Consider the following 24,632-nt stretch of genomic DNA (forward strand, 5'->3'; position numbering starts at 1 on the left):
TTCGGCGGCTCCGGCGGCGGCGGCGGCGGTGGCGGCGGCGGCGGCGGCGGCTCGATAAAGTTCACCTGGACCGTGCGTTCTTTTTCTTTCTGTACCTGCTTTGGCGGTGCCATAGGCGCCACCAACAACAGGAACGCGAACGCATGAAGCGCTATGGCTACGGCCAGCGCCCAGGTACGCCTCCAATTGAACGGCCCTTGGCCGGTTGCATCGTTACTTGAGGCCATCTGTCACTATCTGGAGCTAATTGATCGGTGAGACGTGGTCACGATTTCCAGTGGCAAATCGATCCATAGGGATGACATTTGCCACTAGACGGGAGCACGGAAAGGATTCAACGGTACAACAGCACATGGCATTTGTATAGCACTTGTGAGGAAGACAAATGGACGTCTATCTGCCTCGCAGTTGTTACACGTCTGCCTTACTTGCTAGCACCCTGCGCCTTCAGCCAAGCCTTTGCTTTTGCTTCGGTTTCGGGGTCCTGTGCCGCCTTCTCCATGGCTGCGATCGTGCCCGGCTTGTCCTTCAGGCCACGGCACGCTTCGGCCAGCAACATATAAGCAGTGCCCTTGTGCTGCACGCCCTTGTCGATGCCCTGTTGGATGAGGCCCTTGGCCTCGCTGAACTTGCTGTCCTGGATGAGCAGCTGGCCAGCGCGGATGTTCGCCTCGCCGTCCTTCGCCATCGGGATAGCCTTCTGGTAAGCGGCCAGCGCACCCGAGGTGTTGTCGGACATGTAGTTGGCGGCGCCCAGCAGTTGGTAGTTCTCGGCCGTCTGAGTGACGATGCCCTTGCTCAGACCTTCCTGAAGGACAGCGGCGGCCTTGGTCGCCGGTTCCTTCTGGTCACCACTGTTCTGCCCGGAGACCAGGTAGAGCTTGGCGAGGTTGACGTAATCCTTCTCGGTCTTGAGCTGACCGTTGGCCCGGGCCTTCTCCATCAGCGAGATGGCTTCTGGATACTTCTGGGCCTGCATGAGCACGGCGACGGCGTTGGTCAGCGCGTTCGGATCATTGGGATTGGCAGCGAGCTGCTGCTGGGCCACCTGGGCAGCCTGGTCACCCTGACCCGTTTCGGAGTAGCTGGCCATCAGGATCTGGTTCCAGCTGTCGTTCGGCTTGTCGGTCATCGACTGCGCCTTCTTGATGGCGGCAATCGCTTCCGGGTACTTCTCGAGACGGTAGTAGGCATTGCCCTGCAGCGCGTACGACTCGGCGGTTTCCTTCTTACCTTCCGCACGCCACTTGTCGACGGTGTCGATGGACAGCTGGTACTGCTCATCGGCCAGATAGAACTGGGCGAGCATGTACTCGAGCTGGAAGAAGGTGTCGTTCGGCATGGTGCCGTTGTCGAGCGCGCGCTTGAGCAAATCGATGGCGCCCTTCACGTCGCCGTCGTTGTAGTGCACGTTGGCGAGGCCTTGCAGGGCCAGCGCCTGGGCGTACTTGCTCTTGCTGCCGTCGACGATCGGCTGAAGGATCTGGATCGCCTTGTCTTTGTCTTGGTTGTTGACCGCGTCGAGGCCGTCGTTGATCGCCTTCTGATCTTTCTCGCTGGTGAGGTCCAGCTTCGGTTCCTTGCGCGTGGCGTTGGGGTACAGCACTTCCTTCTTGTCCTTGGAAGAGCTATCGCCCGCGATGACCGGCGTGCTCACCACGGCCAGGGCCAGCGCCGTACCGGCAAGCATCTTGATCAGTGGAACACGCTTCATGGCAGTCCTCAGTGTAAGTTTCACGCGGTTACAACGCGGGGGATCGCTGAGCGTAACCTGACTAGGCTGCAGATAACAAGTCGCACCGCGGCAACAAAGATTGTTAAAAATCAATAAGTTGAAACATACGCCGACGACTGGGCATGATTTTCAAGTCCAAGCCCCCTGTCACCCGTGACTTTTTGGCCTGGAAACACGCTATCGGCGGTAGTTTTTCTAACTTTAGATAATGTACTAATGCATTAGTACATGCCGCAAAAAGAAAGCCCGTCGGCGATGCGAATGGCTCCGCATCGCCGACGGCCAGTAGTTCAAATGTCCAGGTTTGCCACCTTCAGTGCATTGGCTTCGATGAAGTCGCGACGCGGCTCCACGGCCTCGCCCATCAGCATGGAGAACATCTGATCGGCGGCAAAAGCGTCTTCGATGCCGACCTGCAGCATACGGCGAGTTTCCGGGTTCACGGTGGTTTCCCACAGCTGCTCCGGATTCATTTCGCCCAGACCCTTGAAGCGCTGGATCATGCGGCCCTTCTTGCCCTCTTCCAACAACCAGTGGCGTGCTTCGGCGAAGCTTTGCACGCCGCGCGAACCGTTGCCTCGGCGAACCACGGCGTCCACCTGCACCAGGCCGGCCAGCTGCTGGCTCACATGGAGGATTGGGCGGAACTCGGCGCTGCCGAAGAACGGCTGCGGCAACAGCCACGTGTGGCTCAGGCCGTGCTGATCACGCACCACCTCGATGGCGGCAGGCTGCTCGCCTTCCGCGGGGCGCAGCGCGATACGGTAACGAGGTTTGCCCAGACCACTCGCGGCCAAGCGCAATTCCACGCCCTTCAACCAAGCCAGCATGGCCACGCTGTCATTCCACAGCGCCGGTTCCAGCGGTGCATGTTCAAGCAATGCGGTGAGCACGGTTGCATCGAAGCGATGACCAAGGCGTTCGATCTGGTCTAGCGCGAGCTGGTAATCGCGCAGTAGCTTCTCCAGCGGTTCGCCGGAGATCGCCAATGCATCAGCCGTGGGCTCCAGCCCGGCGCCGTCGACGGCGCTGGAGACGAGGTAGCCGTTGAGTGCCGCGTCGTCCTTCAGGTACATCTCGTTCTTGCCCTGCTTGATCTTGTAGAGCGGCGGCAGGCCGATGTAGATGTGGCCACGCTCGATCAGCTCTGGCATCTGGCGGTAGAAGAACGTAAGCAGCAGCGTGCGGATGTGCGAGCCGTCCACGTCCGCGTCGGTCATGATGACGATGCGGTGGTAGCGCAGCTTGTCCGGGTTGTACTCCTCCTTGCCGATACCCGTGCCGAGCGCGGTGATCAGCGTGCCGACTTCGGCAGAGGCCAGCATTTTGTCGAAGCGGGCCTTTTCAACGTTGAGGATTTTGCCCTTCAACGGAAGTACGGCCTGCGTCTTGCGGTTACGGCCCTGCTTAGCCGAGCCGCCTGCGGAGTCACCCTCGACCAGGAACAGTTCGCACAGCGCCGGATCCTTTTCCTGACAGTCGGCCAGCTTGCCCGGCAGGCCGGCGATATCCAGCGCGCCCTTGCGGCGGGTCATCTCGCGAGCCTTGCGGGCGGCCTCGCGAGCACGCGCGGCATCGACCACCTTGGACGCGATGGCTTTGGCTTCGTTCGGGTGTTCCAGCAGGAACTCGCCCAGCTTTTCGTTGACGGCCTGCTCCACCGCGGTCTTCACCTCGGAGGAAACGAGCTTGTCCTTGGTCTGCGAGGAAAACTTCGGGTCAGGCACCTTCACCGACAGTACGGCGATCAGGCCTTCGCGCATATCGTCGCCCGAGAGGGCTACTTTGGCGTTCTTGGCCAGGCCTTCCTTCTCGATGTAGCCCTGCAGAGAGCGCGTCAACGCGGCGCGAAAGCCCGTGAGGTGGGTACCGCCATCGCGCTGAGGGATGTTGTTGGTGAAGCAGAACATCGTCTCCTGGTAGGAGTCGGTCCACTGCATGGCCAGCTCCACCGAGATCCCGTCCTGGTTGGCGCTGAGGCTAATCACGTTGGGATGCAGCGCGGTCTTGAGCTGAGCGAGGTGCTGCACGAACGACTTGATGCCGCCCTCATAGGCAAAGGTATCGTGGCGACCTTCGCCCCGCTCATCCTTCAGGTCGATGGTGACGCCTGAGTTGAGGAACGCCAGCTCACGCAGACGCTTGGCCAGGATGTCGTAGTGGAATTCCACGTTGGTGAACGTGCCCGTGCTGGGCAGGAAGCGCACTGTGGTGCCGCGCTTACTGGAGTCGGCTACCGGCTTGATCGGGTACTGGGGCTCGCCATGGGCGTACTCCTGCTGGTACTCCTTGCCCTCGCGGTAGATGGTCAGCCACAGGTGCGAGCTGAGCGCGTTCACCACCGACACGCCCACGCCATGCAGGCCGCCGGACACTTTGTACGAATTGGCGTCGAACTTGCCGCCTGCGTGCAGCACCGTCATGACCACTTCTGCAGTGGAACGCCCTTCTTCCGGATGTGTGTCGACCGGAATGCCACGTCCGTTGTCGCTAACGCTGACCGAGCCATCGTCCAGGATGGTTACGGTCACATGGTCACAATAACCAGCGAGAGCTTCGTCGATCGAGTTATCGACGACTTCGAACACCATGTGGTGCAGGCCGGTGCCGTCATCGGTGTCGCCGATGTACATGCCGGGGCGCTTGCGCACCGCTTCCAGACCTTTCAGGACCTTGATGTTGCTCGAATCGTAGGTTGTATCGTTCATTCGGTGACCGATTCCTGGGCGCCTCATCCCGCCCGGGCGGCGCCAAGTAAGGCCGGGCTGGGGACACAATTGGTTGATTATAGCAGGGGGCTGAGATGCCCTTGTTCCACGTGGAACACACGCGCCGAGCTGCCTTGAAGTGCTTCCGGAACCTCTGTTCCCGTAATCAGTACCTGAGCACCCACTGAGAGCAACTGTTCCACAACGGCCGCCTGATGGAGCTTGTCTAGTTCCGATGCCAGGTCGTCCAGGCATACCACCGGCCACTCACCTCGCCGTTCCGCGTACAGGGCCGCCTGCGCGAGCGTGCACCCTAAAGCGGTCAACTTCTCCTGACCGCGGGACAAGTGTTCCCGCTGGGGTGCGTGTTCGAAAACGAGAGACCAATCGGCGCGATGGGAGCCCAGCGTGGTGTGCCCTCGCGCCAAATCCCTGCCACGGTGACTGGCCAGCAATGAACCCAAAGCGCTGTCGTCCGCCCAACCGCGACGATATCTAAGTTCGACGCCACCGAGCTCCGGCAGTAGTCCATTCATCGCCCTCTCGATATGGGGGCGAAGCGCGGCTAAATACAGATCTCGAAGACGATCGATCACGGTCGCGGTGGCGTCTAGCTCAGCCTCCCAGGGCAGGAACAGGGCTTCTGAGACCGGAGAACTCGCTCGAAGCAGTGAATTGCGCTGCTTCAGGGCGCGCTGGTAGCGCCTCCAGGCGAGCATGAACTCGTGTTCCACGTGGAACACGCCCCAATCGAGGTAGCGCCGCCGTTCTTCTGCGCCACCGGCGATCAAGTCGTGAGATCCCGGCTCGAAACAAACGACTGCGCACTCCCCTACCAGTTCGCTAAGGCTGACGACCTCCCCGTCCATGCGGGCTTCCCAGCGAGCGCCCTGCCGCCCCAACCCCAAACGGTGGGTTCGCCCATCGTCGTGCCGAAGCTCGGTAAAAATAGACAGCGATTCGGCTCCGCGCTGGAGCAGAGCGTCCTTCGCGCCCGATCGGAACGATCGGGCATGCGAGAGCAGATAAGCCGCTTCGAGCACACTGGTTTTTCCGGCGCCATTTGCTCCCGCGAACACGGTCACCCCGGGTTCCAGGGGAATCACGACGTCCGTAACACAGCGCAGACCACGAATTCGCAGTGTTTCAAGCCGCATGTCAGCGGGTTCCCGAAGCAAGAACGCCGGAGCGTCTTTCGACGGCTCCGGCGTTCGCGTTCGGCTTGCCCCGTTGGGGCAAACGGGAAATCAACATCAGAGGCGCAACGGCATGATCACGTGGCGCGCCTGATCGCTGTCGTCTTCCTGCACTAGGCAGCTCGACTGGGCATCACGCAGGTTTAGGCGAGCTTTCTCACCACGCAGCGCCGCCAGGGCATCGAGCAAATAACCCACGTTGAAGCCCACAGCCAGATCCGACACGGTCGTATCGGCCTCGACCTCTTCCACGGCCTCTTCCTGCTCCGGGTTGTGCGCCACGATCCGCAGCTTGCCTGGCGACAGCTCCAGCTTCACCCCGCGGTACTTCTCGTTGGAAAGAATCGCCGCACGCTGCAACGCACCTCGCAGCACTTCGCGGTCGAGCGTCGCGTGCTTGTCGGCGCCAAGCGGAATCACCGCTTCGTAATCCGGAAAACGACCATCGATCAGCTTTGAGGTAAAGGTCACATCACCGCGACGAACACGCAGGTGATTGCGGCCGAACTCCAGTTCGATCTCCCCATCGCCTGTTTCGAACAGACCGATCAATTCATTCACGCCCTTGCGCGGAATGATGATCTGGCGGCGAGTGGAAACCTTGCTGTCCAGCTTGGTTTCCTTCAATGCCAGACGATGACCGTCGGTAGCTACGCAACGAAGCGTGTGCTCCTGCAGATCCAACAGCATGCCGTTGAGGTAATAGCGCACGTCCTGGTTGGCCATGGCGAACGCGGTGCGTTCCATGAGATCGCGCAGCACTTCTTCCGGCAGCGTAACCCGCTCAACCAGCTCTATCTCATCGATTGTCGGGAACTCAGTGGCCGGCAGCGTTGCCAACGTGAAGCGGCTTCGTCCCGCGTTCATGGCTACGCGATCGCCATTGAGCTTCAGCTCAATCTGCGCTCCATCGGGGAGTGCACGAACGATGTCGAACAGCTTGCGCGCTGGAATGGTGATCTCGCCGTCGACCAGCTTGTCAGCCGAGGTCGTAGCGATCATCTCCACTTCCAGATCTGTACCCGTCAACGACACTTTGTCGTCGGCGACCTTCACCAGCAGGTTGGCTAGAACCGGCAGGGTCTGACGGCGTTCGACGACACCGACGACCTGTTGCAACGGTTTGAGTAGAGCTTCTCGTTGAATGCTGAATTGCATATATGCGCTTCCCCAATCCTGCTTTTCTGTTTTTAAAAGAAGTTCTGTAGTAGTGGTAGGCGGCGTGGATAACTCTAAAATCAGAAATTACCCTTATAAATCAATGCTTAAGCTGATTATCGGGCTGTGTTCCAAAGAGCCTGATCACTGTGGGTCGATTGTGGATAACTTGGAGGTCCAAATCGTCCACCTATTATCCACAGGTTGCCACAGTACTTTTCAAGCAATCCGTGCACAGCCGCACCGCCTTTAGCCGGTCAGGATGCGAATGAGCTGTTCCCAATCCTGGCGCATACGTGTGTCCGTCTCGCAATGCTTCTTGATCGTGCGGCAGGCGTGCAGCACCGTTGTATGGTCACGGCCGCCGAACGCTTCGCCGATCTCAGGCAGGCTGTGCTCGGTAAGTTCTTTGGACAGTGCCATAGCGATCTGTCGGGGGCGCGCCAACGAGCGCACGCGTCGCTTGGACAACAGGTCCTGCAGGCGGACTTGGTAGTAGTCGGCCACTGTCTTCTGAATATTGGGCACCGTGACTGCCTGCGCATGCGTGGCGAGCAGGTCGCGCAGAGTCTCTTCTGCAAAATCGATGGTGATCGGTTTGCCGTAGAAGTTGGCTCGGGCCGCCAGAGTGTTGAGCGCGCCTTCCAGGTCACGCACGTTGGAACGGATGCGCTTGGCCAGCAGCATCGCCACGTTCTCCCCTACCGCCACGCCCTTGTCATGCGCCTTGGACAACAGGATCGCAGCGCGCGTCTCGAAGTCCGGCGGCTCGATCGCTACCGACAGACCCCAACCCAGGCGGGACTTCAGGCGTGGCTCCAGCTTGTCCACTTCCTTCGGATAGCGATCGCAGGTCAGGATGATCTGCTGCTTGGACTCGAACAGCGCGTTGAACGTGTGGAAGAACTCTTCCTGCGTGGTGTCCTTACCAGCGAAGAACTGGATATCGTCGATCAGCAGTGCGTCCACCGAGCGGAAGCGGCGCTTGAACTCGTCCATGCTCTTGGTGCGCAGTGCCTCGATCATTGAGCCGACAAACTGCTCGGAGCGCAGATACAGCACTTTGAACTCCGGGTTGCGCTCACGCATCAGGTTGCCGGCAGCGTGCATCAAGTGGGTTTTACCCAGGCCGGTGCCGCCGTAAAGCAGCAACGGGTTATAGGCGCGGCCCGGATTCATCGCTACCTGCATGGCGGCAGCCTTGCCCAACTGGTTCGACTTGCCCTCAACGAAGGTTTCGAAGGTGTAGTGCGGGTCCAGGTTGTGGTTAAAGGTGGCTGAGGGCACCTCCGCTACGGCGGGCTCCGCTTTGACCGGAGCCTGGGCGGGCCCCGTAGGGGGCTTGCCGGTTGCTGTAGCGCGGGGCGAACTGGAGCCCACTTCCAGGCGCACAGTCAGGTCATGGCCTGTGAGCTGGCTGATCACCGTTTCGATGCGGGCCAGATAGCGCTCGCGCACCGTCTCCAGCGTGTACGGATTGGGTGCGTACAGCTTCAGGCCATGGGTGTCGTCGCGCGCCTGCAGGGGCATCAGCCACGTATGCAGGTCTTCGGCGTTCAATTCGCCCTCGAGACGCTCGAGACAGCGCCGCCACAGGTCACTCATGGGAAGTCTTCAACCACTGGAAGGAGCGCTTTCGCGCGGGGTGGACCGGAAAGTCTAACAGCAGGAAGCCAGCTTGTTGGTACGGATATCCACACGGATATCCACAGGCAGTCAACAGGTTTTTGTCAACCCTGAAAACATCCCATTTGACAGGGCGCTTTATTGCCCCCCATAATTTCCAACCTTTTTATCAACTTATTCGGAGGAAGCCATGTCCAAGCGGACCTTCCAGCCCAGCAAGCTCAAGCGTGCCCGCACCCACGGCTTCCGTGCTCGTATGGCCACGGCCGATGGCCGCAAGATCCTGAACGCGCGTCGCGCCAAGGGTCGCAAGCGTCTGATCCCGTAAGCGGCTCGCCAGCATGCGTGCCGCCGGCCTGCCGCGTGAAGCGCGGTTGCGAAGCGCCGGTGATTTTGCAGCTCTGCGTCATACCAGCGGCCGCCTCGGCGGCCGCTGTTTTTCTGTGCGCTATCGGGTCAACGACCTGGGCCATCCTCGCCTGGGTCTGGCCATCTCCAAGCGCGTCTCCAAGCGAGCCGTCGATCGCAACCGCATCAAGCGCCTCGTACGCGAGTCGTTTCGACGCGCCCGTCTTGAGCTTCCGTCCGTCGACCTCATGGTGATGGCGCGCGAGCAGGCCTGCGGCCTGCCGGGCCCGGAGCTGCTCGCCGAACTACAGCAGCTGTGGAAGAAATTGCGTTCCGCCAAAGTCGAGATCACGTTGAAGCCGGGCGACCCGACCGGCACAATCGTGCGTTGACCTTCTCCACCCTCTTCCGCGGCACGGCGTCGCGGGATGCACCGGATCTGCTCCGCGATGAATCAAACGCGCACGTTCCTCATCTTTGCCCTGCTGGCTGTGGCTTGGTTGCTGTTCCAGGCCTGGGAGAAGGATTACGGCCCGCAACCGCCGGTTGCCCCCGTCGCTGCGGCGACGGCCGGCACCGACACCAGCGTGCCTGGCGCCACTTCGTCGACGGCCTCCGCCGCTGCCGTACCGGGCACGGTCAGCGAGGCATCCGCCCAGCTGATCACGGTGAGCACCGATGTGCTTCGCCTGACCATCGATACGCGCGGCGGCAGCGTGGTGCGTTCGGAACTGCTTCACTACCCGGTGGCGCCAGTCACCAAGCAGAACCCCGAGCCCGCACCGGTGCGCTTGCTCGATGACGACCGCGCGCAGTACTTCGTGGCGCAGAGCGGCCTGGTGAGCAATCAGGGCGATGCACCCGATCACCGCGCCGTATTCTCTGTCGCGCAGACGAGCTACACCTTGGCCCAGGGCCAGGACGAATTGAAGGTCGATCTGACCTGGCAGGATGCGGCGGGCCTCAAGGTCACCAAGACCTTCGCACTCAAGCGCGGCAGCTATACCGTCGCCGTCGACCAGAAGATCGACAACGGCGGCAGCACCGTGTGGGCCGGCAATGCGTACGAGCAATTGCAGCGCGTGGCCCCGGCGCAGCAGAAGAGCTGGTGGCAGAACTTCAGCGATCCGTCCTCGCACAGCTTCTATGGCGCTGCCTGGTACAGCCCGGAAGACAAGATGTCGACGCTGCCCTTCGCCGATTTTGCGAAGAAGCCACTCAACCACGCCATCACTGGCGGCTGGGCGGCGATGTTGCAGCACTACTTCTTTGTGTCGTGGATCCCTTTGGCGCAGGACGCCAACACTTACAGCACCAGCGTGATCAATCCGGACACCGCGCAGCCGGTGTACCTGATCCGCGCAGTCGGCCCAGCACTCAGCGTCGCGCCCGGCCAGAGCCTGAGCAGCACCTCGCGCCTGTATGTCGGTCCCAAGTTGCAGGGCACGCTGGATCTGGTGGCCCCGGGTCTCGACCTGACCACCAACTACGGCATGCTCACCGTGGTCGCGCAGCCCTTGCACTGGTTGTTGTCGAAGCTCCACTCCATTAGCGGCAACTGGGGCGTGGCCATCATCCTGTTGGTTCTGCTGCTGAAGGCTGCGCTGTGGAAGCTCACCGCTACGCAGTTCCGGTCCGGCGCCAAGATGCGCAAGCTGCAGCCGCGCGTAAACGCCCTCAAGGAGCGTTACGGCGACGACAAGATGAAGATGCAGCAGGCCATGATGGAGCTGTACAAGAAGGAGAAGGTCAACCCGATGTCGGGCTGCCTGCCGGTGCTGATCACCATGCCGGTGTTCTTCGGCCTGTATCGCGTGCTGATGGAAAGCGTGGAGCTGCGCCATGCGCCGTTCTTCGGTTGGGTGCACGACTTGTCCGCGCCCGATCCGTTCTTCGTGCTGCCGGTGCTTTATATCCTGGTCATGCTGGCCACGCAGTGGCTGTCGCCCTCTGCAGCGGGCATGGACCCGGCTCAGCAGAAGATGATGAAGGTGATGCCGGTGGTGTTCGGCTTCATGTTCCTGTTCTTCCCGGCAGGTCTGGTGCTGTACTGGGTCATCAACGGACTCACCAGCTTGACGCAGCAGTGGCTGATCACGCGCAGCGTTGAGCGCGCGGACGAGAAGGCGAAGGAAGCCTGATTGTTTACCGCTTTAGGGAAAAGGGCCGCGAAAGCGGCCTTTTTCTTTGTTGGCTCGACAAAACGCCTCGCCCACCCTCACAACCAGCCCGCATAATTCGCTCATGCCCTACGCCGACACCATTGCCGCCATTGCCAGTGCTTCGGGCGCCGCCGGTGTTGGCGTGCTCCGCGTGTCGGGTCCGGCCGTACCGCAGATAGCCGCCGAGCTGCTGGGGCGCGATCCCGATCCGCGCCACGCGCACTTCGCCGCTTTTCGTGAGCGCAATGGTGAACTGATCGACCGCGGACTGCTGCTCTACTTCCCCGCGCCCGCCTCCTACACCGGTGAGCACGTGCTCGAACTGCAGGGCCACGGCAGCCCGGTGCTGCTCGATACGTTGCTGCGGCGCGTATGTGCGATGGGCGCGCGATTGGCGCGTCCCGGCGAGTTCACCGAGCGTGCCTTTCTCAACGGCAAACTCGATCTCGCCCAGGCAGAAGCCGTGGCCGATCTCATCGCCGCGCGTTCGCAGGCAGGGGCGCGTGCAGCGCTGCAATCGATGGAAGGCGTGTTCTCGCGCAAGGTGCACGATCTTCTGGCGGCCTTGATCGCGCTGCGCGTGCACGTGGAAGCGGCGATCGACTTTCCCGAGGAGGAAATCGATTTCCTCGCCGATCCCGCCATCATGCGGCAGCTGCACGCCTTGCGTGCGCAGCTGGATGAGCTTCTATCTGAGGCTCAACGCGGCGTGCGCCTCAACGACGGTCTGCGGGTTGCCATCATCGGACGTCCAAACGCGGGCAAGTCCAGTTTGCTGAACGCGCTTGCCGGCAGCGACCGCGCCATCGTGACTGACATCGCTGGCACCACGCGCGACGTACTGCGCGAGCAGTTGAACCTCGACGGCATCGCGCTAGAACTGGCTGATACGGCAGGCTTACGCGAAACGGATGACCCGGTCGAGCGCGAAGGTGTGCGTCGCGCTCACGGCGAGCTCGCGCGTGCAGATGTCGCGCTGCTAGTCACCGACGCCCCGCATGTCGGGCATGACCTCGCCCTGCTCGCCGATCTTCCGGCCAGCGTGGAGCGCATCGTGCTGGTGAACAAGATCGATTTGGACGACCACCCCGCCCGATACGAGATACGCACCGATGCGATCTGGGTGTGGGCGTCCGCAAAACCGGGATCGGCCTGGACACCTTACGCGATCACCTCAAGCAACTCGCTGGATCAGGCGGTGGCGAAGGCGCGTTCAGTGCGCGTCGCCGTCACGTGCTGGCGCTGGAACAGGTCGCCGGGCACCTGGGCCACGCGGATTCGGTACTGCGGACCACCCGGGCCGGCGAGCTTGCCGCCGAAGAGCTGCGCCAAGCCCAGCATGCGCTAGGCGAAATCACCGGCACCTACACCAGCGACGACCTGTTGGGGGCCATTTTCAGCTCCTTCTGCATTGGCAAATAGGGACTGTCGTCGTCGTTCTCACATTTGTCAGATTTCCCTTATAGAGAAGTCTTATTCCCTCTGGCATCATCGGGCGCCAGTGCGTAAGGTCTTGTTTGGCCTGCGCCAGGTCTTGAGCCCCAACAAAGAGGCAGTTCCATGGAATGGTATCTGAAGGTTCTTAAGCAGCATTACGCTGATTTCAACGGTCGCGCGCGTCGCCAGGAATACTGGATGTACACGCTGTTTAACTGCATTGCGCTGGTTGTGCTGGTGATCCTCACCAAGGTCAGCAGCATCTTCGGCATCCTCTACGCGATCTATGCACTGGGCACGCTGCTGCCGTCGCTGGCCGTCACCGTCCGTCGCTTGCACGATATCGGCAAGTCGGGCTGGTTCGTACTGATTTCCCTGATCCCGATCGTCAGCCTGTATCTGATCTACCTGCTCGCGCAGGACAGTCAGCCAGGCACCAACGAGTACGGCGCCAATCCGAAGGGCGCGTAACGATCCAAGAGAGCCGGCCGAAAGGCCGGCTTTCTTTTTGGCCTATCGAAGTTGATGCTCCACGATGACATCTGGTCGCCGCAATAGGCCAGCAATAACAGCCCGTTACCGAGCAATCTGCTGACGGGCCTTATGCATTGGCGCTAACATGCTGAGTTTGCAAGCGAGCGACTCGGCGTCCCAGGCATGCTCCATTTCTTATTCGGCGCCTTCGGGCTGTCCACCCTCTGGCTTGTTCCCCTGATCTGGCGTGTCGGCAGAAGTCTGCTGAAGCGGCGCACGTTGTCAGGTGGTGGTGAAGGGACGATCCGTTTCTGGCTTGGCGCACTGTTGGTGCTGTTAGCGAGCGCAACGCTCGAAGGCCTGCTGATCGATCAGTACACCGATGCTGCTGATGCTGGCGGCGCGATCTGCCGTGCCTTGTCGCATGCTGTCGGCGGGCTGCTTGGAGGGTGGTTGAGCGCGCTGGCCATGCTGGCGGTGATCGCCATGGCCCTGCCGTGGTATCTCGGCGTGACATGGCTGGCGATGTTCAAGCGTGTTTCCGCGGGCATCGATGTCATCGCTGCGCAGCTGCAGCGCGTGCTTGAGATGATCGCATCTAGACGGGGCAAGACGTTTACCGTCCGTCGTTCCGGCGGCGCGGTGCGACGCCCCGAACGCGGCGGCGCGCGCGCGCGCCGGGCGGCACCTGCCGCTACACGTCGAACCCAGGCTGCCCCCGTATCTGCCGCCGCACCAAAGCCCGCGCCAGCTATGGAACCTTCGGAGTTGTCATCGCGGGCGCCGGTCTCGCGCGTTCGCTATGCCGCGCAGCAAGAGAAAGTGATTCGCGAACCCTGGCTCACACCAAGGCATGGACGTGCAGCCCCGCTGGCAGCGAAAGTGCCACTGACCCGCCCCGCTCCAGCGACGGCCGCGAGCCAGGTGATCGCGAAAGCAAGCGCGCTCCCTGCCGTTGCTGCCACGGCGGCGGTGGAAGCATCTCTCCACGTCGCGGCCCCGATGATGGCCCCGGTTCCGGTGGAATCGTTGCCGAACGTCGAGGCTTCGCCAGTATCCATCGATGCTCAAGTCCCGGCGCCGTTCGAGCCGGAAACGGCGGACGAGCTGCAGGACGAGTCCTTCGACATGGATCTTCCCGCGGCGCGCGCGCCACTGGCGGTTACGCCCGTGGCGCCGGGCCGCCGTTGGGCAGCCAATGACGACGCGGCCGTCGGCACACCGACCAGCGTCGTCTCGCCGCAACCATCGGCTCCCGCGCGCCAACGTTCGACGGCCATGCTGCCTCCGCTCTCCCTACTGGCCGCTCCGCGCCAGGATTTCGCAGCCATCGATGACTTGCAGCTCGCCGAAACCGGCGAGCTGATCGAACAACGCCTGCGCGAGTTCAAGGTCCCGGTCACCGTCGTCGGTGCATCGGCCGGCCCGGTGATCACCCGCTTCGAGGTCGAGCCCGCCGTGGGCGTGCGCGGCAACCAGATCGTTGCGCTGATGAAGGATCTCGCGCGTGGTCTTGGACGGACGTCCATTCGCGTGGTCGAAACCATCCCTGGCAAGACCTGCATGGGCCTGGAGTTGCCCAACGAACAGCGCCAGATGATTGCGTTGTCCGAAATCCTCGACTCACCCGCCTACCGCGATGCGGATTCGCTACTCACGCTCGCGATGGGCAAGGGCATCACCGGTGAACCGCTGGTGGCCGACCTGGCCAAGGCACCGCATATGCTCGTGGCCGGCACTACAGGTTCGGGCAAATCGGTCGCGGTGAACGCGATGATCTTGTCGATGCTCTACAAAGCCACGCCTGACGACGTGCGCATGATCATGATCGACCCCAAGATGCTCGAACTCTCGGTCTACGAGGGCATTCCGCATCTGCTCGCGCCCGTGGTCACCGACATGAAGCTTGCCGCCAACGCGCTGGCTTGGTGCGTGGCTGAAATGGAGAATCGCTATCGCCTGATGTCCGACCTGCGCGTGCGCAACCTTGCCGGCTTCAACCAGAAGGTGCGGGAGGCGCGGGCGTCTGGACGTCCATTGATGAATCCGTTTCCCGCACATCCGGAAGTGCCGGAACTACTCGACACGCTGCCGATGATCGTGGTGGTGATCGACGAGTTGGCCGACCTGATGATGGTTGCCGGCAAGAAGATCGAAGAACTCATCGCGCGCCTTGCACAGAAGGCACGCGCCTCAGGCATCCATCTCATTCTCGCCACACAGCGCCCATCGGTGGATGTGATCACCGGCCTCATCAAGGCGAACATCCCCACGCGCGTCGCCTTCCAGGTGTCCTCAAAGATCGACTCACGCACCATCCTTGATCAGATGGGTGCAGAAAGCCTGCTTGGCCAGGGTGACATGTTGTTCCTTCCGCCAGGTACGGGTTATCCACAACGTATCCACGGCGCTTTTGTTGCTGACGAAGAAGTGCATCGCATCGTCGCGCACCTAAAGCTTTACGGCGAACCCGATTACAAGGACGAGATTCTCGCAGGACCACCCAGCGAAGGATCAGGTGAACTGTTCACCGAGGACGGCGTCGATCCCGAACTCGATCCGCTCTATGACGAAGCCGCCGCCTTCGTGCTGCGCTCGCGTCGCGCCTCCATTTCCTTCGTGCAACGCCAGTTCCGCATCGGCTACAACCGCGCCGCGCGTTTGGTGGAAGCGATGGAGGCCGCGGGATTAGTGTCGTCTATGGGTATCAACGGTCAGCGCGAAGTGCTGGCGCCGGGGCCGTCGGACTGATTGCCACGTGCAGTCGTCGTGATGCGTACACGTGCGCTCCTACCACTGGGTAGAGGATGCGCGCTGCTTAAAGCAACGCGTCGAGTTCGGCACGTGTCGGCATACCTCCCTGCGCGCCAAGGCGTGTGACCGAAAGTGCAGCGGCGGCGCAAGCCTTGCGCACGGCTTCGGGTAAGCCTTCGTGCAGGAACACCGCAAGCGCCGCGTTGAATGTGTCGCCGGCGCCGGTGGTGTCGATCACGTCCACCTTGAAGCCGGGTTGGTGGGTAGGTTCGCCGCCATCGCGGAACCACGCCCCATCACTGCCGCGCGTGAGCACCACGGGCGCGGGTGCGCGTTGCATCAGCGAGCGGAAATCCTCGTCGCCGTCGGCACCCAGCAGGATGGCGAGTTCGTGCTGGTTGGGCGTGAGGTAGCGCGCGAGTTTCAGCCATTCCACCGGCAGCTTCTGCGCGGGTGCGGGGTTGAGGATCACCGGCTTGCCCAGGCGCTGGCCGAGGCGAAGCGTGGCTTCGACGGATTCCAGCGGGATCTCCATTTGCACCAGGATCGCGTCTGCGCTGGCCAGCGTGGATTGCGCGTGTTCGATCTGTGCGGGTGTTACGCGCGCATTGGCGGCGGGGACGATGATGATGTGGTTGTCGCCTTCGGCGACGGTGATGGAGGCGGTGCCGCTGCCGCAGTCGGCGATGCGGACGACATGCTCCAGCGACACGCCTTCGCGAGCCAGGCCGTCATGCAGTTGCGCGCCGAACGCATCGTCGCCTACCGCACCAACCAGGGCGACGTCCGCGCCGAGACGCGCGGCGGCCACAGCCTGGTTGGCACCTTTGCCGCCATGCACGGTGAGGAAACGCTCGCCGAGGATGGTTTCGCCGGGTGCGGCGAAGCGCGGTGCCAGCGTCACCAGGTCCATGTTGATACTGCCGACCACGACGACGCGTGCCATACCTACTCCATCCGAGCCTCAATGCGGGGATGAGCGAGGATACGGGATGGCGACCCCGCAAGATATCTCGCGGGGTTCAAAGGATCAGCGCCGTGATCGCTTCGCTCAACCGCCGCTGCTGCTCGCCGCCGCAGGCACCTTCTGCCCACGCTTTTCCTGCGCGCGCTCCATGGCTTGTTCGCGCATGGCTTTCCACTTGTCGCTCTGTTCCTGCGTCAGCACGCCGCCGATCTGGCTCTGCGTGTCCTGCATGATCGACTGTGCCTTGGCGCGACGGTCAGCCGGTTTCAGGCTGGCGTCACCCTGCATTGCCTGCAGTTGCTGGTCGCGCTGCTGCAGCAGCGGGCCGATCTTGGCCTGCTGATCCGGCGTGAGCTGGAGCTGTTTGGTCAGGTGCTGCAACTGCGACTGCGCGTCGAACTTGTGCATGTGCTGATTGCCGGCCGGCGCGGTCGACGGGGCGGCCTGCTGGGCAAAGGCCTGGCCTGACAGGGCGGCGACCAATGCAAAAGCGGCGAATGCGGGAAGGCGATTCATGGAGGCTCTCCTGTGGATGTCCTGCCGGGAACGCGGTGGCGCTGCGGTGGTTGACGATGGCTGCGGCGGGTTCGGGTTGATTCCCACCCTATCGCCCCGAACATCAACAAAACGTCCGCCCCGAATCGTTTACTCCTAGGAGCCGCCATGATCGAACTGCATTACTGGCCCACGCCCAATGGGCACAAGATCACGCTGCTCCTCGAAGAAACGGGCATTCCTTACACCATTAAACCGGTGAACATCGGCAAGGGCGAGCAGTTCCAGCCCGCGTTCCTGGCCATTTCCCCAAACAACCGCATGCCTGCGATGGTGGATAACTCGCCGATGGGCGGCGGTGAGCCGATCAGCGTGTTCGAGTCGGGCGCGATCTTGCAGTACCTCGCCGAGAAAACGGGCCGCTTCATGCCTACCGATGTGCGCGGCAAATACACGGTGCTGGAATGGCTGTACTGGCAGGTGGGTGGTTTAGGCCCGATGCTGGGTCAGAACCACCACTTCAACCGCTATGCGCCGGAGAAAATCCCCTACGCGATCGACCGTTACGTCAACGAGACCCGGCGCCTTTATGGCGTGCTGGACAAGCGTTTGCACGGCCGCGCCTTCATCGTGGGCAAGGACTACACCATTGCCGATATGGCCGCGTATCCGTGGATCGTGCCCTACGAAAACCAAGGCATGGTGCTGGAGGATTTCCCGCACCTGAAGGCCTGGTTCGAGGCCATTCGCGAGCGTCCCGCGACCAAGCGCGCCTACGCTATTGGTGACGAGATCAAGGGCAAGTTTGACCTGACCACGGACGAGGATGCGCGCAAGGTCCTGTTCGGACAGGGTGCGAAAAACTGACTTCACGCGGTGCATTCAGCGCGAAATGCACCGCTTTTTACGGCAAATCACTGGCTTCCACGCGCGCAACGCGTTCTAATCGCCGCTTGTTCTTACGTACGACGCGTTGCCCAAGGAAGTACCCATGCGCGCCCTCCTCTTTGCCGCCCTGACAATGGTGGCCCTGCCGACCATGGCCGAAAAACTCACGATCGAACGCATCTTCGACGGTGGCAGCCTTGCCGGTGCCGCGCCGCGCGGCCTGCAGATATCGCCGGATGGCGGCCGTGTCACCTTCCTGCGCGCCAAACCGGACGATCAGAGCCAGCTGGATCTGTGGGAGTACGACCTCAAGGGCGGCAAGACCCGCCTGCTGGTGGACTCGAAGAAGCTGGAACCCAACGGTGAGCAGCTGTCGGATGCGGAAAAGGCGCGCCGTGAGCGCGAACGCACCGCAGGCCTGCACGGCATCGTGAGCTATCAGTGGTCACCGGACGGCAAGCAGCTGTTGATCCCGATCAACGGCAAGCTCTACGTCTACACGCTGGCGACACCGGATGCGGCGCCCAGGCAGCTCGACACTGGCGATAACGTGATCGATCCGCGAATCTCGCCAAAGGGACACTACGTGTCCTATGTGCGCGACCAGAATCTGTGGGTTATCGATCTGACCAGTGGCGAGGCGAAGCAGCTGACCCACGACGGCGGCGGTACCGTGCACAACGGCGAGGCCGAGTTCGTCGCGCAGGAGGAAATGGACCGCAGCACGGGTTACTGGTGGGCGCCTGACGACTCCGCCATCGCCTTCGAGCGCTACGACGAGTCCAAGGTGCCGGTGACCAAACGCACCGAGTTGTATGCCGACCATACCGACGTGATCGACCAGCGCTATCCTGCCGCCGGCACGCCGAACGTCGCGGTCAAACTAGGCTTGGTGTCCCCGGCCGGCGGCCAGCCGCGCTGGATCGACCTGGGCAAGGATCCGGACATCTATCTGGTCCGCGTGAATTGGTTGCCGGACGGCAAGCACGTCAGCTACCAGCGCATGCCGCGCAGCCAGCAGAAGCTGGATCTGCGCCTGGTCGATGCGAAAACGTTGGCGCAGCGCACGCTGCTCACCGAAACCAGCGACACGTGGATCAACCTCAACGACGACCTCAGCTTCCTCAAGGACGGCAAGAGCTTCCTGTGGGGCAGCGAGCGCAGCGGCTTCCACCATCTGTATCTGTACGGCTTGGACGGCACACTCAAGCATGCCGTGAGCCAAGGCGACTGGCAGATCGATGGCCTGCTGGCGGTGAACGAACACGCCGGCACGGTGTTCGTCGCCTCGAACAAGGATGCGGTGCCCGAGAAGCAGGTCTACGCGCTCAAGCTCGACGGCAGCAACGCGGGTGCGCCGGTGCGCGTGAGTCAGGACGCGGGCACGCATGCAGCCACCTTCGCGCCGGACGGCAGCTTCTACCTCGACAACTTCTCCAGCGTGGATACGCCGCCACAGGTCAGCCTGCACAAGGCGGACGGCAGCTTGGTTACCTGGATCGAGCCCAACAAGCTCGACGAGAAACATCCGTTCTGGCCCTACCGCGACAGCCTGATCAAGCCGGAATTCGGCACGCTCAAGGCGGCCGACGGGCAAACCCTGTACTACCGCCTGTACAAGCCGGCCGGTTTTGATCCCTCGAAGAAGTACCCCGTGTTCGACATGTACTACGGCGGCCCGCACGCGCAGTTGGTCGCCAATGCGTGGGGCGACTACTTCAACCAGTACATGGCCAACCAGGGCTTTGTCGTGTTCACCCTGGACAACCGCGGCATGGCGCGCCGCGGGCGGCAGTTCGACAGCGTGATCTATCAGCAGCTTGGCGCGGCCGAGGTGGACGACCAACTGGTCGGCATCCGTTGGCTGAAGTCCCAGCCCTGGGTGGACGGCAAGCATGTCGGCGTGTTCGGTTGGAGCTACGGCGGCTACATGACGACCATGATGCTGGCCAAGGCCTCGAACGAACTGGCGGGCGGTGTGGCTGTGGCGCCGGTGACCAACTGGCGCCTGTACGACACCTTCTACACCGAGCGTTACCTCGGCCGCCCGCAGGACAACGACGCCGGCTACACCCGCAGCTCCCCATTGGCGTGGCTGGATGGCCTGACCAGCAAGCTGTATCTGGTCCACGGCATGGCCGACGACAACGTGCTGTTCCTCAACTCGACCGAGCTGATGGCGGAATTGCAGAAGCGCGGCACCCAGTTCCAGTTCATGGCCTACCCGGGCGCCAAGCACGGCCTGAACCTGCCGGGGCAGCGCAGCCACGTCTATCACCTGATCGAGAATTTCTTCCAGCAACAGGTGAAGGGAGCGGCGGTGCCAGTGGTGCCGAAGCCGGTGGTGCAGCCGGCGGCGGCTACCACGACGCGATAACCCGCTTCTCGTTCGTCATTCCGGCGTAGGCCGGAATGACGAATAGGAAACGTGGTTGATGCTCTGGCGGCGGCCGCGCGTACAACACGGCATAAAAAAGCCGCCCCAGGGGCGGCTTTTTCGTTCGTTCCTACCAACCGGTACTTATTGGGCGTGACCCACACCCGAATCACCCTGTTCCAGCGGCGGCGGAGTGCCGGCCACGGCGAGCAGCGACGTGGCGTAGCCATCCTCGATGCTGACGGTGGACACCTCGTCCCAGGAGAAGAATGACGCCTCGCGCAGCCATTCCGCGTCGGGCGAGATCTCCTGCATGTTGAAGCCGTCCTCTTCCACACTGATCAGTCGGCCGATGTAGCAGACCTCTGACTCGTCCTCGCTGTCCACGTGCACGCCGATCACCGGTGCCTGGGCGGCGGCCGCCTGGATGACACTGCGAATGTCGTCCAGCGGGAAGCCCCGCGGGGGCCGCGGCATCAGGTGTTTCAGGACAAGCGCCTTCTCCATGAAGGGAGCATGCTTGTCCGGCGCTTCCAGCTCGGACACGTCGCGGTGACGCATCACATACATGCCGTCATAGGTGATGCCGTCGCCGACGACCCACAGCAGAAAAAATTCGCGACCCACACCGCCCACGTAACCACAGAAGCTGCCGTGTTCGAGTTCGCCGCGCCACAACCGAACCAGCTGGTGCTGCTCTTGCGCCTCGCGGAGCTGGGCGCGCTGGCCGGTGGTCTTCAGTTCAATCACATTTCCCATGGTCAAAATTTTACCAGCCCGGGGCTTTCCCCTTGTTTACAGGATGTAACGTGACAGATCTTCGTCCTCGACCAGCATTCCCAGGTTTTTATCGACATATTCGGCGTCAATCAGGTAGTTTTCGCCGGATTTATCGGCAGCTTCGTAGGAGATCTTCTCCAGCAGCCGCTCCATGACCGTGTGAAGACGGCGTGCACCGATGTTCTCGGTCCGCTCGTTCACCTGGAAAGCCACCTCGGCCAGTCGGTCGATGCCAGAGTCGGTGAAATTCACCGTCACGCCCTCGGTGCCCAACAGTGCGACGTACTGTTTGGTCAACGCGTTATGTGGCTCGCGCAAGATCCGCTTGAAGTCCTCGACCGACAGCGCCGACAGCTCCACGCGGATCGGCAAACGGCCCTGCAGCTCGGGAATCAGGTCCGACGGCTTGGCCAGCGAGAACGCGCCGGAGGCGATGAACAGCATGTGGTCGGTTTTCATCGGGCCGTACTTGGTCGACACCGTGGAGCCTTCCACCAGTGGTAGCAGGTCGCGCTGCACACCCTCGCGGCTTACGCCTGCGCCACCAAATTCGGAGCGCTGGGCCACCTTGTCGATCTCGTCGATGAAGACGATGCCGTTCTGCTCGGCGGCCTGCATGGCCTGGGCGCGCACTTCTTCCTCGTTGAGGAGCTTGGCGGCTTCTTCCTCGATCAGCATCGGGCGAGCCGCCTTGATGGCAACCTTGCGCTGCTGGGTCTTGGCGCCACCGATGTTCTGGAACATCTGGCGCAGCTGCTGGCCCATTTCTTCCATGCCCGGCGGCGACATGATCTCCACGCCGACATTCATTGCGAAATCCAGCTCGATCTCGCGATCGTCCAGCGCGCCTTCGCGCAGTTGCTTGCGCAGTTTCTGGCGGGTGTCGTTCTGTTCCGCGCTGGGTGCGGTGTCGTGGGTCCAGTCAGTGGGCGTCTGGCGGCGCGGCAGCAGGGCGTCGAGGATGCGGTCCTCGGCGCGATCTTCGGCCTGAGTGCGCACGCGCTTCATGGCCTGCTCGCGGGTGAGTTTGTAGGCCACGTCAGCCAGATCGCGGACGATGGACTCGACGTCCTTGCCCACGTAGCCCACCTCGGTGAACTTGGTGGCCTCTACCTTCACGAACGGCGCGTTGGCCAGTGTGGCAAGGCGGCGGGCGATTTCGGTCTTGCCCACGCCGGTCGGGCCGATCATCAGGATGTTCTTGGGCGTGACTTCGTCACGCATGGTCGGCTCGAGCTGCATGCGGCGCCAGCGGTTGCGCAGCGCAATGGCCACGGCGCGCTTGGCGTCGTGCTGGCCAATGATGTAGCGGTCGAGTTCGTTGACGATTTCGCGGGGTGTCAATTCGGACATGGGGTCACCGGAAGGTTGATCTTCAACGCGTCGTGCGAGGCACGACGGCGGATGCTGTCGCGCCGTGCGCTTACAGCTCCTCGATCGAGGTGTTGTGGTTGGTATAGATGCAGATGTCGCCGGCGATCTTCAGTGCGCGTTCGACAATGGCACGCGAATCCATCTCGGTGTTCTCCAGCAGCGCCAGTGCGGCCGATTGCGCATACGGACCACCCGAGCCGATGGCGATCAGGCCATGCTCGGGTTCCAGCACGTCACCGTTGCCAGAGATGAGCAGCGAAGCCTCCTTGTCGGCCACGGCGAGCATGGCTTCCAGACGACCCAGGCGGCGATCAGTGCGCCATTCCTTGGCCAGTTCCACGGCCGCACGGGTCAGGTTGCCACCGTGCTTGTCGAGCTTCTGCTCGAACAGCTCGAACAGGGTGAAGGCGTCAGCGGTGGCACCCGCAAAACCGGCCAGCACGTTGCCCTTGCCGAGGCGGCGGATCTTGCGGGCATTGGCCTTCATCACCGTGTTGCCGAGGGTGACCTGGCCGTCGCCACCGATCACGATGCGCCCGTTGCGGCGTACCGAGACGATGGTCGTGGCGTGAAAGGATTCCATGGGGGACTCCGTAAAGAGTGAATTCGCCAGAGGTGGGGCCGTGTGGGCGGAATCCAAGCCGGACCGCTGGACTCCGGCCACCCCGGAGCGGTCTAGCGGCGATTCCATGCCACGACAAGCAACCCCGCCACTAGGCACCACACCAGCAACGCCGATCCCAGCGCTGGCACCAGCCGCATGCGTGCCACCAGCCAATACAGTGACACTAGATAGGCCAGATAAGGCACCACCGCCCACATGCCGAACAGGATGGTGGCGCGCAGGTCTGCCGTGCCGCGCTCGCTGCCCACGATGTAGTGCGCCATCAGAGCGAACGTGGGAAACAGCGGCAGCAGACCGGCGATGTAGTAGTTGCGGGTGCGGGAAAGTAGGCCAATCAGCAACACCATCAGTGCGCCGACCAGGGATTTCACGAGCAGGTTCATGGATGCTCCGGGTGGTCCGACGGCTCAGAACCTGTGCTTGGCCAGCCGCCCGTCGCGATACACATACAACTCGTAGGAGCGCCCGCGCAATGAGTGCGTCGCCTCCACCACCACGCGATCGGCGCCGGCGATCAGCGGCGTGGCCAGTAGCTTGTGATCATCGGGAAGCTCGGCCCAGTCGATTTCCCGCTCCAGTTCGAAGCCCTTCCTGTACTTGAACTCCAGCGTGAGCCGCGTGCCGGCCCAGTCCAGTCGGCTATCGAAGCCCTGGCGTGTGCGGAACGTTTGCAGAGCGATGCCGTGGCGATCGGCGAGTTCTGCCATGGCGTTGCTGCACATGAAGCAGCCGGATATCACCATGGCTGCATAGCCGATGCGCTTGAACAGCGATTCGCTCAGCCGCGGCAGGATACGTCGCGCCAGCCACGCCGCGAGTAGCGCCGCGGCCGCCACGATGCCGCCGGCGAGCCACACCTCGGTCGTCAGCAAACCGAACAGGCCATACAGCACCAACTTGATCAGGTGCAGGATGATCTCGTTGGCTGCCCGCGTGGCCACGATCTGTTCCTTCTCCAAGCCGTAGCGCAGGTAGAAGCGGTTGAATAGCAGCCCGACCGCGCCCGTGAGCCCGGAGACAAAGCCGGCCGCTCCGCCGATCAGGCACAAGCTCCACAGCGGCCGCGCGCTAGGCCGGGCAGGTGCCGTCGAGGGACGCAGCAGCAGCGGCAGGTTGCCCACCAGGAACAAGCCAAGCGCGGCTTCCAGGTAGGCGGGCTCCACATAGGTGAGCAGCCATGCGCCCAGCCACACGCATGGAATCGCCGCCGGCACGAACCAGCGCACGATGCGCCAGTCGATATACGCGAAGAACAGCGCGATGCGCGAGGCCGAACTGACCGTCGTGCCGATCGACAAAGCTGCAGGCACCTGCGCCGCCGGCAGGCCCATACGCAGGATGGGCAGCAATATCAGGCCCGCACCACCACCGCTCAGTGTGCTGATGACGAAAGCGGCAACGCCAACGCCGGAGAGGAGAAGCAACCAGGAGAACATGGCGAATCGACCATGGATGCGCGCGGCATCCGCATAAACAGCGGTCGATGCTACGGAGCGCCGATTAGAACCCGCTTAGCGGGCGGCGGGTC

The 24,632-nt window shown here is 62.4% G+C and carries 19 protein-coding genes and 2 pseudogenes; 8 read left to right on the plus strand and 13 right to left on the minus strand.

The window, feature by feature from the left end; translation table 11 throughout:
- From DyAD56_RS24490 to dnaA, 6 genes and pseudogenes are all read right to left on the minus strand, one after another.
- Window positions 1–227, minus strand: a pseudogene (locus tag DyAD56_RS24490) (energy transducer TonB); the annotation flags it as partial.
- A 197-nt stretch (window positions 228–424) separates the two neighbouring features.
- Window positions 425–1,714, minus strand: a complete 1,290-nt coding sequence (locus DyAD56_RS04480; protein ID WP_199178884.1) for a tetratricopeptide repeat protein — start codon at window positions 1,712–1,714, stop codon at window positions 425–427.
- 311 nt (window positions 1,715–2,025) lie between these two features.
- Window positions 2,026–4,443 (minus strand): DNA topoisomerase (ATP-hydrolyzing) subunit B, encoded by a 2,418-nt coding sequence (gene gyrB, locus DyAD56_RS04485; protein WP_102301556.1) that lies wholly within the window; start codon window positions 4,441–4,443, stop codon window positions 2,026–2,028.
- Between the two features lie 77 nt (window positions 4,444–4,520).
- Entirely contained in the window at window positions 4,521–5,600 is a 1,080-nt protein-coding gene (gene recF, locus DyAD56_RS04490) for a DNA replication/repair protein RecF (RefSeq protein WP_102301557.1), read from the minus strand.
- Window positions 5,601–5,696: 96 nt separating this feature from the next.
- On the minus strand, window positions 5,697–6,797 hold the full coding sequence (dnaN, locus tag DyAD56_RS04495; protein WP_102301558.1) for a DNA polymerase III subunit beta: 1,101 nt from the start codon (window positions 6,795–6,797) through the stop codon (window positions 5,697–5,699).
- Window positions 6,798–7,046: 249 nt separating this feature from the next.
- The gene (gene dnaA, locus DyAD56_RS04500) at window positions 7,047–8,402 is read right to left on the minus strand and encodes a chromosomal replication initiator protein DnaA (protein ID WP_102301559.1); all 1,356 of its coding nucleotides are present in this window, start codon (window positions 8,400–8,402) and stop codon (window positions 7,047–7,049) included.
- Window positions 8,403–8,613: 211 nt separating this feature from the next.
- On the opposite strand from dnaA, the gene rpmH reads away from it, so the two are divergent.
- From rpmH to DyAD56_RS24470, 6 genes and pseudogenes are all read left to right on the plus strand, one after another.
- Window positions 8,614–8,751, plus strand: coding sequence for a 50S ribosomal protein L34 (rpmH, locus tag DyAD56_RS04505; protein WP_019464789.1), 138 nt, complete (start codon window positions 8,614–8,616; stop codon window positions 8,749–8,751).
- 13 nt (window positions 8,752–8,764) lie between these two features.
- On the plus strand, window positions 8,765–9,163 hold the full coding sequence (rnpA, locus tag DyAD56_RS04510; RefSeq protein ID WP_102301560.1) for a ribonuclease P protein component: 399 nt from the start codon (window positions 8,765–8,767) through the stop codon (window positions 9,161–9,163).
- A 57-nt stretch (window positions 9,164–9,220) separates the two neighbouring features.
- The gene (gene yidC, locus DyAD56_RS04515) at window positions 9,221–10,912 is read left to right on the plus strand and encodes a membrane protein insertase YidC (protein ID WP_102301561.1); all 1,692 of its coding nucleotides are present in this window, start codon (window positions 9,221–9,223) and stop codon (window positions 10,910–10,912) included.
- A gap of 103 nt (window positions 10,913–11,015) precedes the next feature.
- Window positions 11,016–12,355 (plus strand): annotated as a pseudogene (gene mnmE, locus DyAD56_RS04520) (tRNA uridine-5-carboxymethylaminomethyl(34) synthesis GTPase MnmE).
- A gap of 138 nt (window positions 12,356–12,493) precedes the next feature.
- Window positions 12,494–12,841 carry a DUF805 domain-containing protein gene (locus DyAD56_RS04525; protein WP_102301562.1) on the plus strand — a complete coding sequence of 116 codons (348 nt, stop codon included), beginning with the start codon at window positions 12,494–12,496 and terminating at the stop codon, window positions 12,839–12,841.
- A gap of 186 nt (window positions 12,842–13,027) precedes the next feature.
- On the plus strand, window positions 13,028–15,595 hold the full coding sequence (locus DyAD56_RS24470; RefSeq protein ID WP_102301563.1) for a DNA translocase FtsK 4TM domain-containing protein: 2,568 nt from the start codon (window positions 13,028–13,030) through the stop codon (window positions 15,593–15,595).
- A 67-nt stretch (window positions 15,596–15,662) separates the two neighbouring features.
- On the opposite strand, the gene rbsK is transcribed toward DyAD56_RS24470, so the two are convergent.
- Both rbsK and DyAD56_RS04540 read right to left on the minus strand, forming a co-directional pair.
- Window positions 15,663–16,544, minus strand: coding sequence for a ribokinase (rbsK, locus tag DyAD56_RS04535; RefSeq protein ID WP_102301564.1), 882 nt, complete (start codon window positions 16,542–16,544; stop codon window positions 15,663–15,665).
- 105 nt (window positions 16,545–16,649) lie between these two features.
- Window positions 16,650–17,081, minus strand: coding sequence for a hypothetical protein (locus DyAD56_RS04540; RefSeq protein WP_102301565.1), 432 nt, complete (start codon window positions 17,079–17,081; stop codon window positions 16,650–16,652).
- 147 nt (window positions 17,082–17,228) lie between these two features.
- Here DyAD56_RS04540 and DyAD56_RS04545 point away from each other — a divergent pair, with 147 nt between their 5' ends.
- Window positions 17,229–17,927: a glutathione binding-like protein gene (locus DyAD56_RS04545; protein WP_102301566.1), complete on the plus strand. Its 699-nt coding sequence runs from the start codon at window positions 17,229–17,231 to the stop codon at window positions 17,925–17,927.
- Window positions 17,928–18,051: 124 nt separating this feature from the next.
- On the plus strand, window positions 18,052–20,325 hold the full coding sequence (locus DyAD56_RS04550; RefSeq protein WP_102301567.1) for a S9 family peptidase: 2,274 nt from the start codon (window positions 18,052–18,054) through the stop codon (window positions 20,323–20,325).
- A gap of 144 nt (window positions 20,326–20,469) precedes the next feature.
- Here the strand turns inward: DyAD56_RS04550 and DyAD56_RS04555 are convergent, their stop codons facing one another.
- From DyAD56_RS04555 to DyAD56_RS04575, 5 genes are all read right to left on the minus strand, one after another.
- A complete protein-coding gene (locus DyAD56_RS04555) occupies window positions 20,470–21,084 on the minus strand; it encodes a hypothetical protein (protein ID WP_102301568.1) in 615 nt (204 codons plus the stop codon).
- 36 nt (window positions 21,085–21,120) lie between these two features.
- Window positions 21,121–22,458: an ATP-dependent protease ATPase subunit HslU gene (gene hslU, locus DyAD56_RS04560; RefSeq protein WP_102301569.1), complete on the minus strand. Its 1,338-nt coding sequence runs from the start codon at window positions 22,456–22,458 to the stop codon at window positions 21,121–21,123.
- A 70-nt stretch (window positions 22,459–22,528) separates the two neighbouring features.
- A complete protein-coding gene (hslV, locus tag DyAD56_RS04565; RefSeq protein WP_102301570.1) occupies window positions 22,529–23,062 on the minus strand; it encodes an ATP-dependent protease subunit HslV in 534 nt (177 codons plus the stop codon).
- A 92-nt stretch (window positions 23,063–23,154) separates the two neighbouring features.
- Complete coding sequence (locus DyAD56_RS04570; RefSeq protein ID WP_102301571.1) at window positions 23,155–23,487, minus strand: GlpM family protein; 333 nt, start codon at window positions 23,485–23,487, stop codon at window positions 23,155–23,157.
- 24 nt (window positions 23,488–23,511) lie between these two features.
- Window positions 23,512–24,540, minus strand: a complete 1,029-nt coding sequence (locus tag DyAD56_RS04575; RefSeq protein ID WP_102301572.1) for a sulfite exporter TauE/SafE family protein — start codon at window positions 24,538–24,540, stop codon at window positions 23,512–23,514.
- Between the last annotated feature and the right edge of the window lie 92 nt (window positions 24,541–24,632).

It is taken from the genome of Dyella sp. AD56, from assembly GCF_002878475.1.
Classification (GTDB): Bacteria; Pseudomonadota; Gammaproteobacteria; order Xanthomonadales; family Rhodanobacteraceae; genus Dyella.

What these genes read in the sequence shown, in the direction of transcription:
- rbsK (WP_102301564.1), bottom strand. Translation starts at nt 16,544, where the DNA reads ATGGCACGCGTCGTCGTGGTCGGCAGTATCAACATGGACCTGGTGACG.
- DyAD56_RS24470 (WP_102301563.1), top strand. Translation starts at nt 13,028, where the DNA reads ATGCTCCATTTCTTATTCGGCGCCTTCGGGCTGTCCACCCTCTGGCTT.
- DyAD56_RS04575 (WP_102301572.1), bottom strand. Translation starts at nt 24,540, where the DNA reads ATGTTCTCCTGGTTGCTTCTCCTCTCCGGCGTTGGCGTTGCCGCTTTC.
- DyAD56_RS04480 (WP_199178884.1), bottom strand. Translation starts at nt 1,714, where the DNA reads ATGAAGCGTGTTCCACTGATCAAGATGCTTGCCGGTACGGCGCTGGCC.
- recF (WP_102301557.1), bottom strand. Translation starts at nt 5,600, where the DNA reads ATGCGGCTTGAAACACTGCGAATTCGTGGTCTGCGCTGTGTTACGGAC.
- rnpA (WP_102301560.1), top strand. Translation starts at nt 8,765, where the DNA reads ATGCGTGCCGCCGGCCTGCCGCGTGAAGCGCGGTTGCGAAGCGCCGGT.
- dnaN (WP_102301558.1), bottom strand. Translation starts at nt 6,797, where the DNA reads ATGCAATTCAGCATTCAACGAGAAGCTCTACTCAAACCGTTGCAACAG.
- DyAD56_RS04555 (WP_102301568.1), bottom strand. Translation starts at nt 21,084, where the DNA reads ATGGGAAATGTGATTGAACTGAAGACCACCGGCCAGCGCGCCCAGCTC.
- dnaA (WP_102301559.1), bottom strand. Translation starts at nt 8,402, where the DNA reads ATGAGTGACCTGTGGCGGCGCTGTCTCGAGCGTCTCGAGGGCGAATTG.
- hslU (WP_102301569.1), bottom strand. Translation starts at nt 22,458, where the DNA reads ATGTCCGAATTGACACCCCGCGAAATCGTCAACGAACTCGACCGCTAC.
- DyAD56_RS04570 (WP_102301571.1), bottom strand. Translation starts at nt 23,487, where the DNA reads ATGAACCTGCTCGTGAAATCCCTGGTCGGCGCACTGATGGTGTTGCTG.
- hslV (WP_102301570.1), bottom strand. Translation starts at nt 23,062, where the DNA reads ATGGAATCCTTTCACGCCACGACCATCGTCTCGGTACGCCGCAACGGG.
- DyAD56_RS04550 (WP_102301567.1), top strand. Translation starts at nt 18,052, where the DNA reads ATGCGCGCCCTCCTCTTTGCCGCCCTGACAATGGTGGCCCTGCCGACC.
- rpmH (WP_019464789.1), top strand. Translation starts at nt 8,614, where the DNA reads ATGTCCAAGCGGACCTTCCAGCCCAGCAAGCTCAAGCGTGCCCGCACC.
- DyAD56_RS04545 (WP_102301566.1), top strand. Translation starts at nt 17,229, where the DNA reads ATGATCGAACTGCATTACTGGCCCACGCCCAATGGGCACAAGATCACG.
- gyrB (WP_102301556.1), bottom strand. Translation starts at nt 4,443, where the DNA reads ATGAACGATACAACCTACGATTCGAGCAACATCAAGGTCCTGAAAGGT.
- DyAD56_RS04525 (WP_102301562.1), top strand. Translation starts at nt 12,494, where the DNA reads ATGGAATGGTATCTGAAGGTTCTTAAGCAGCATTACGCTGATTTCAAC.
- DyAD56_RS04540 (WP_102301565.1), bottom strand. Translation starts at nt 17,081, where the DNA reads ATGAATCGCCTTCCCGCATTCGCCGCTTTTGCATTGGTCGCCGCCCTG.
- yidC (WP_102301561.1), top strand. Translation starts at nt 9,221, where the DNA reads ATGAATCAAACGCGCACGTTCCTCATCTTTGCCCTGCTGGCTGTGGCT.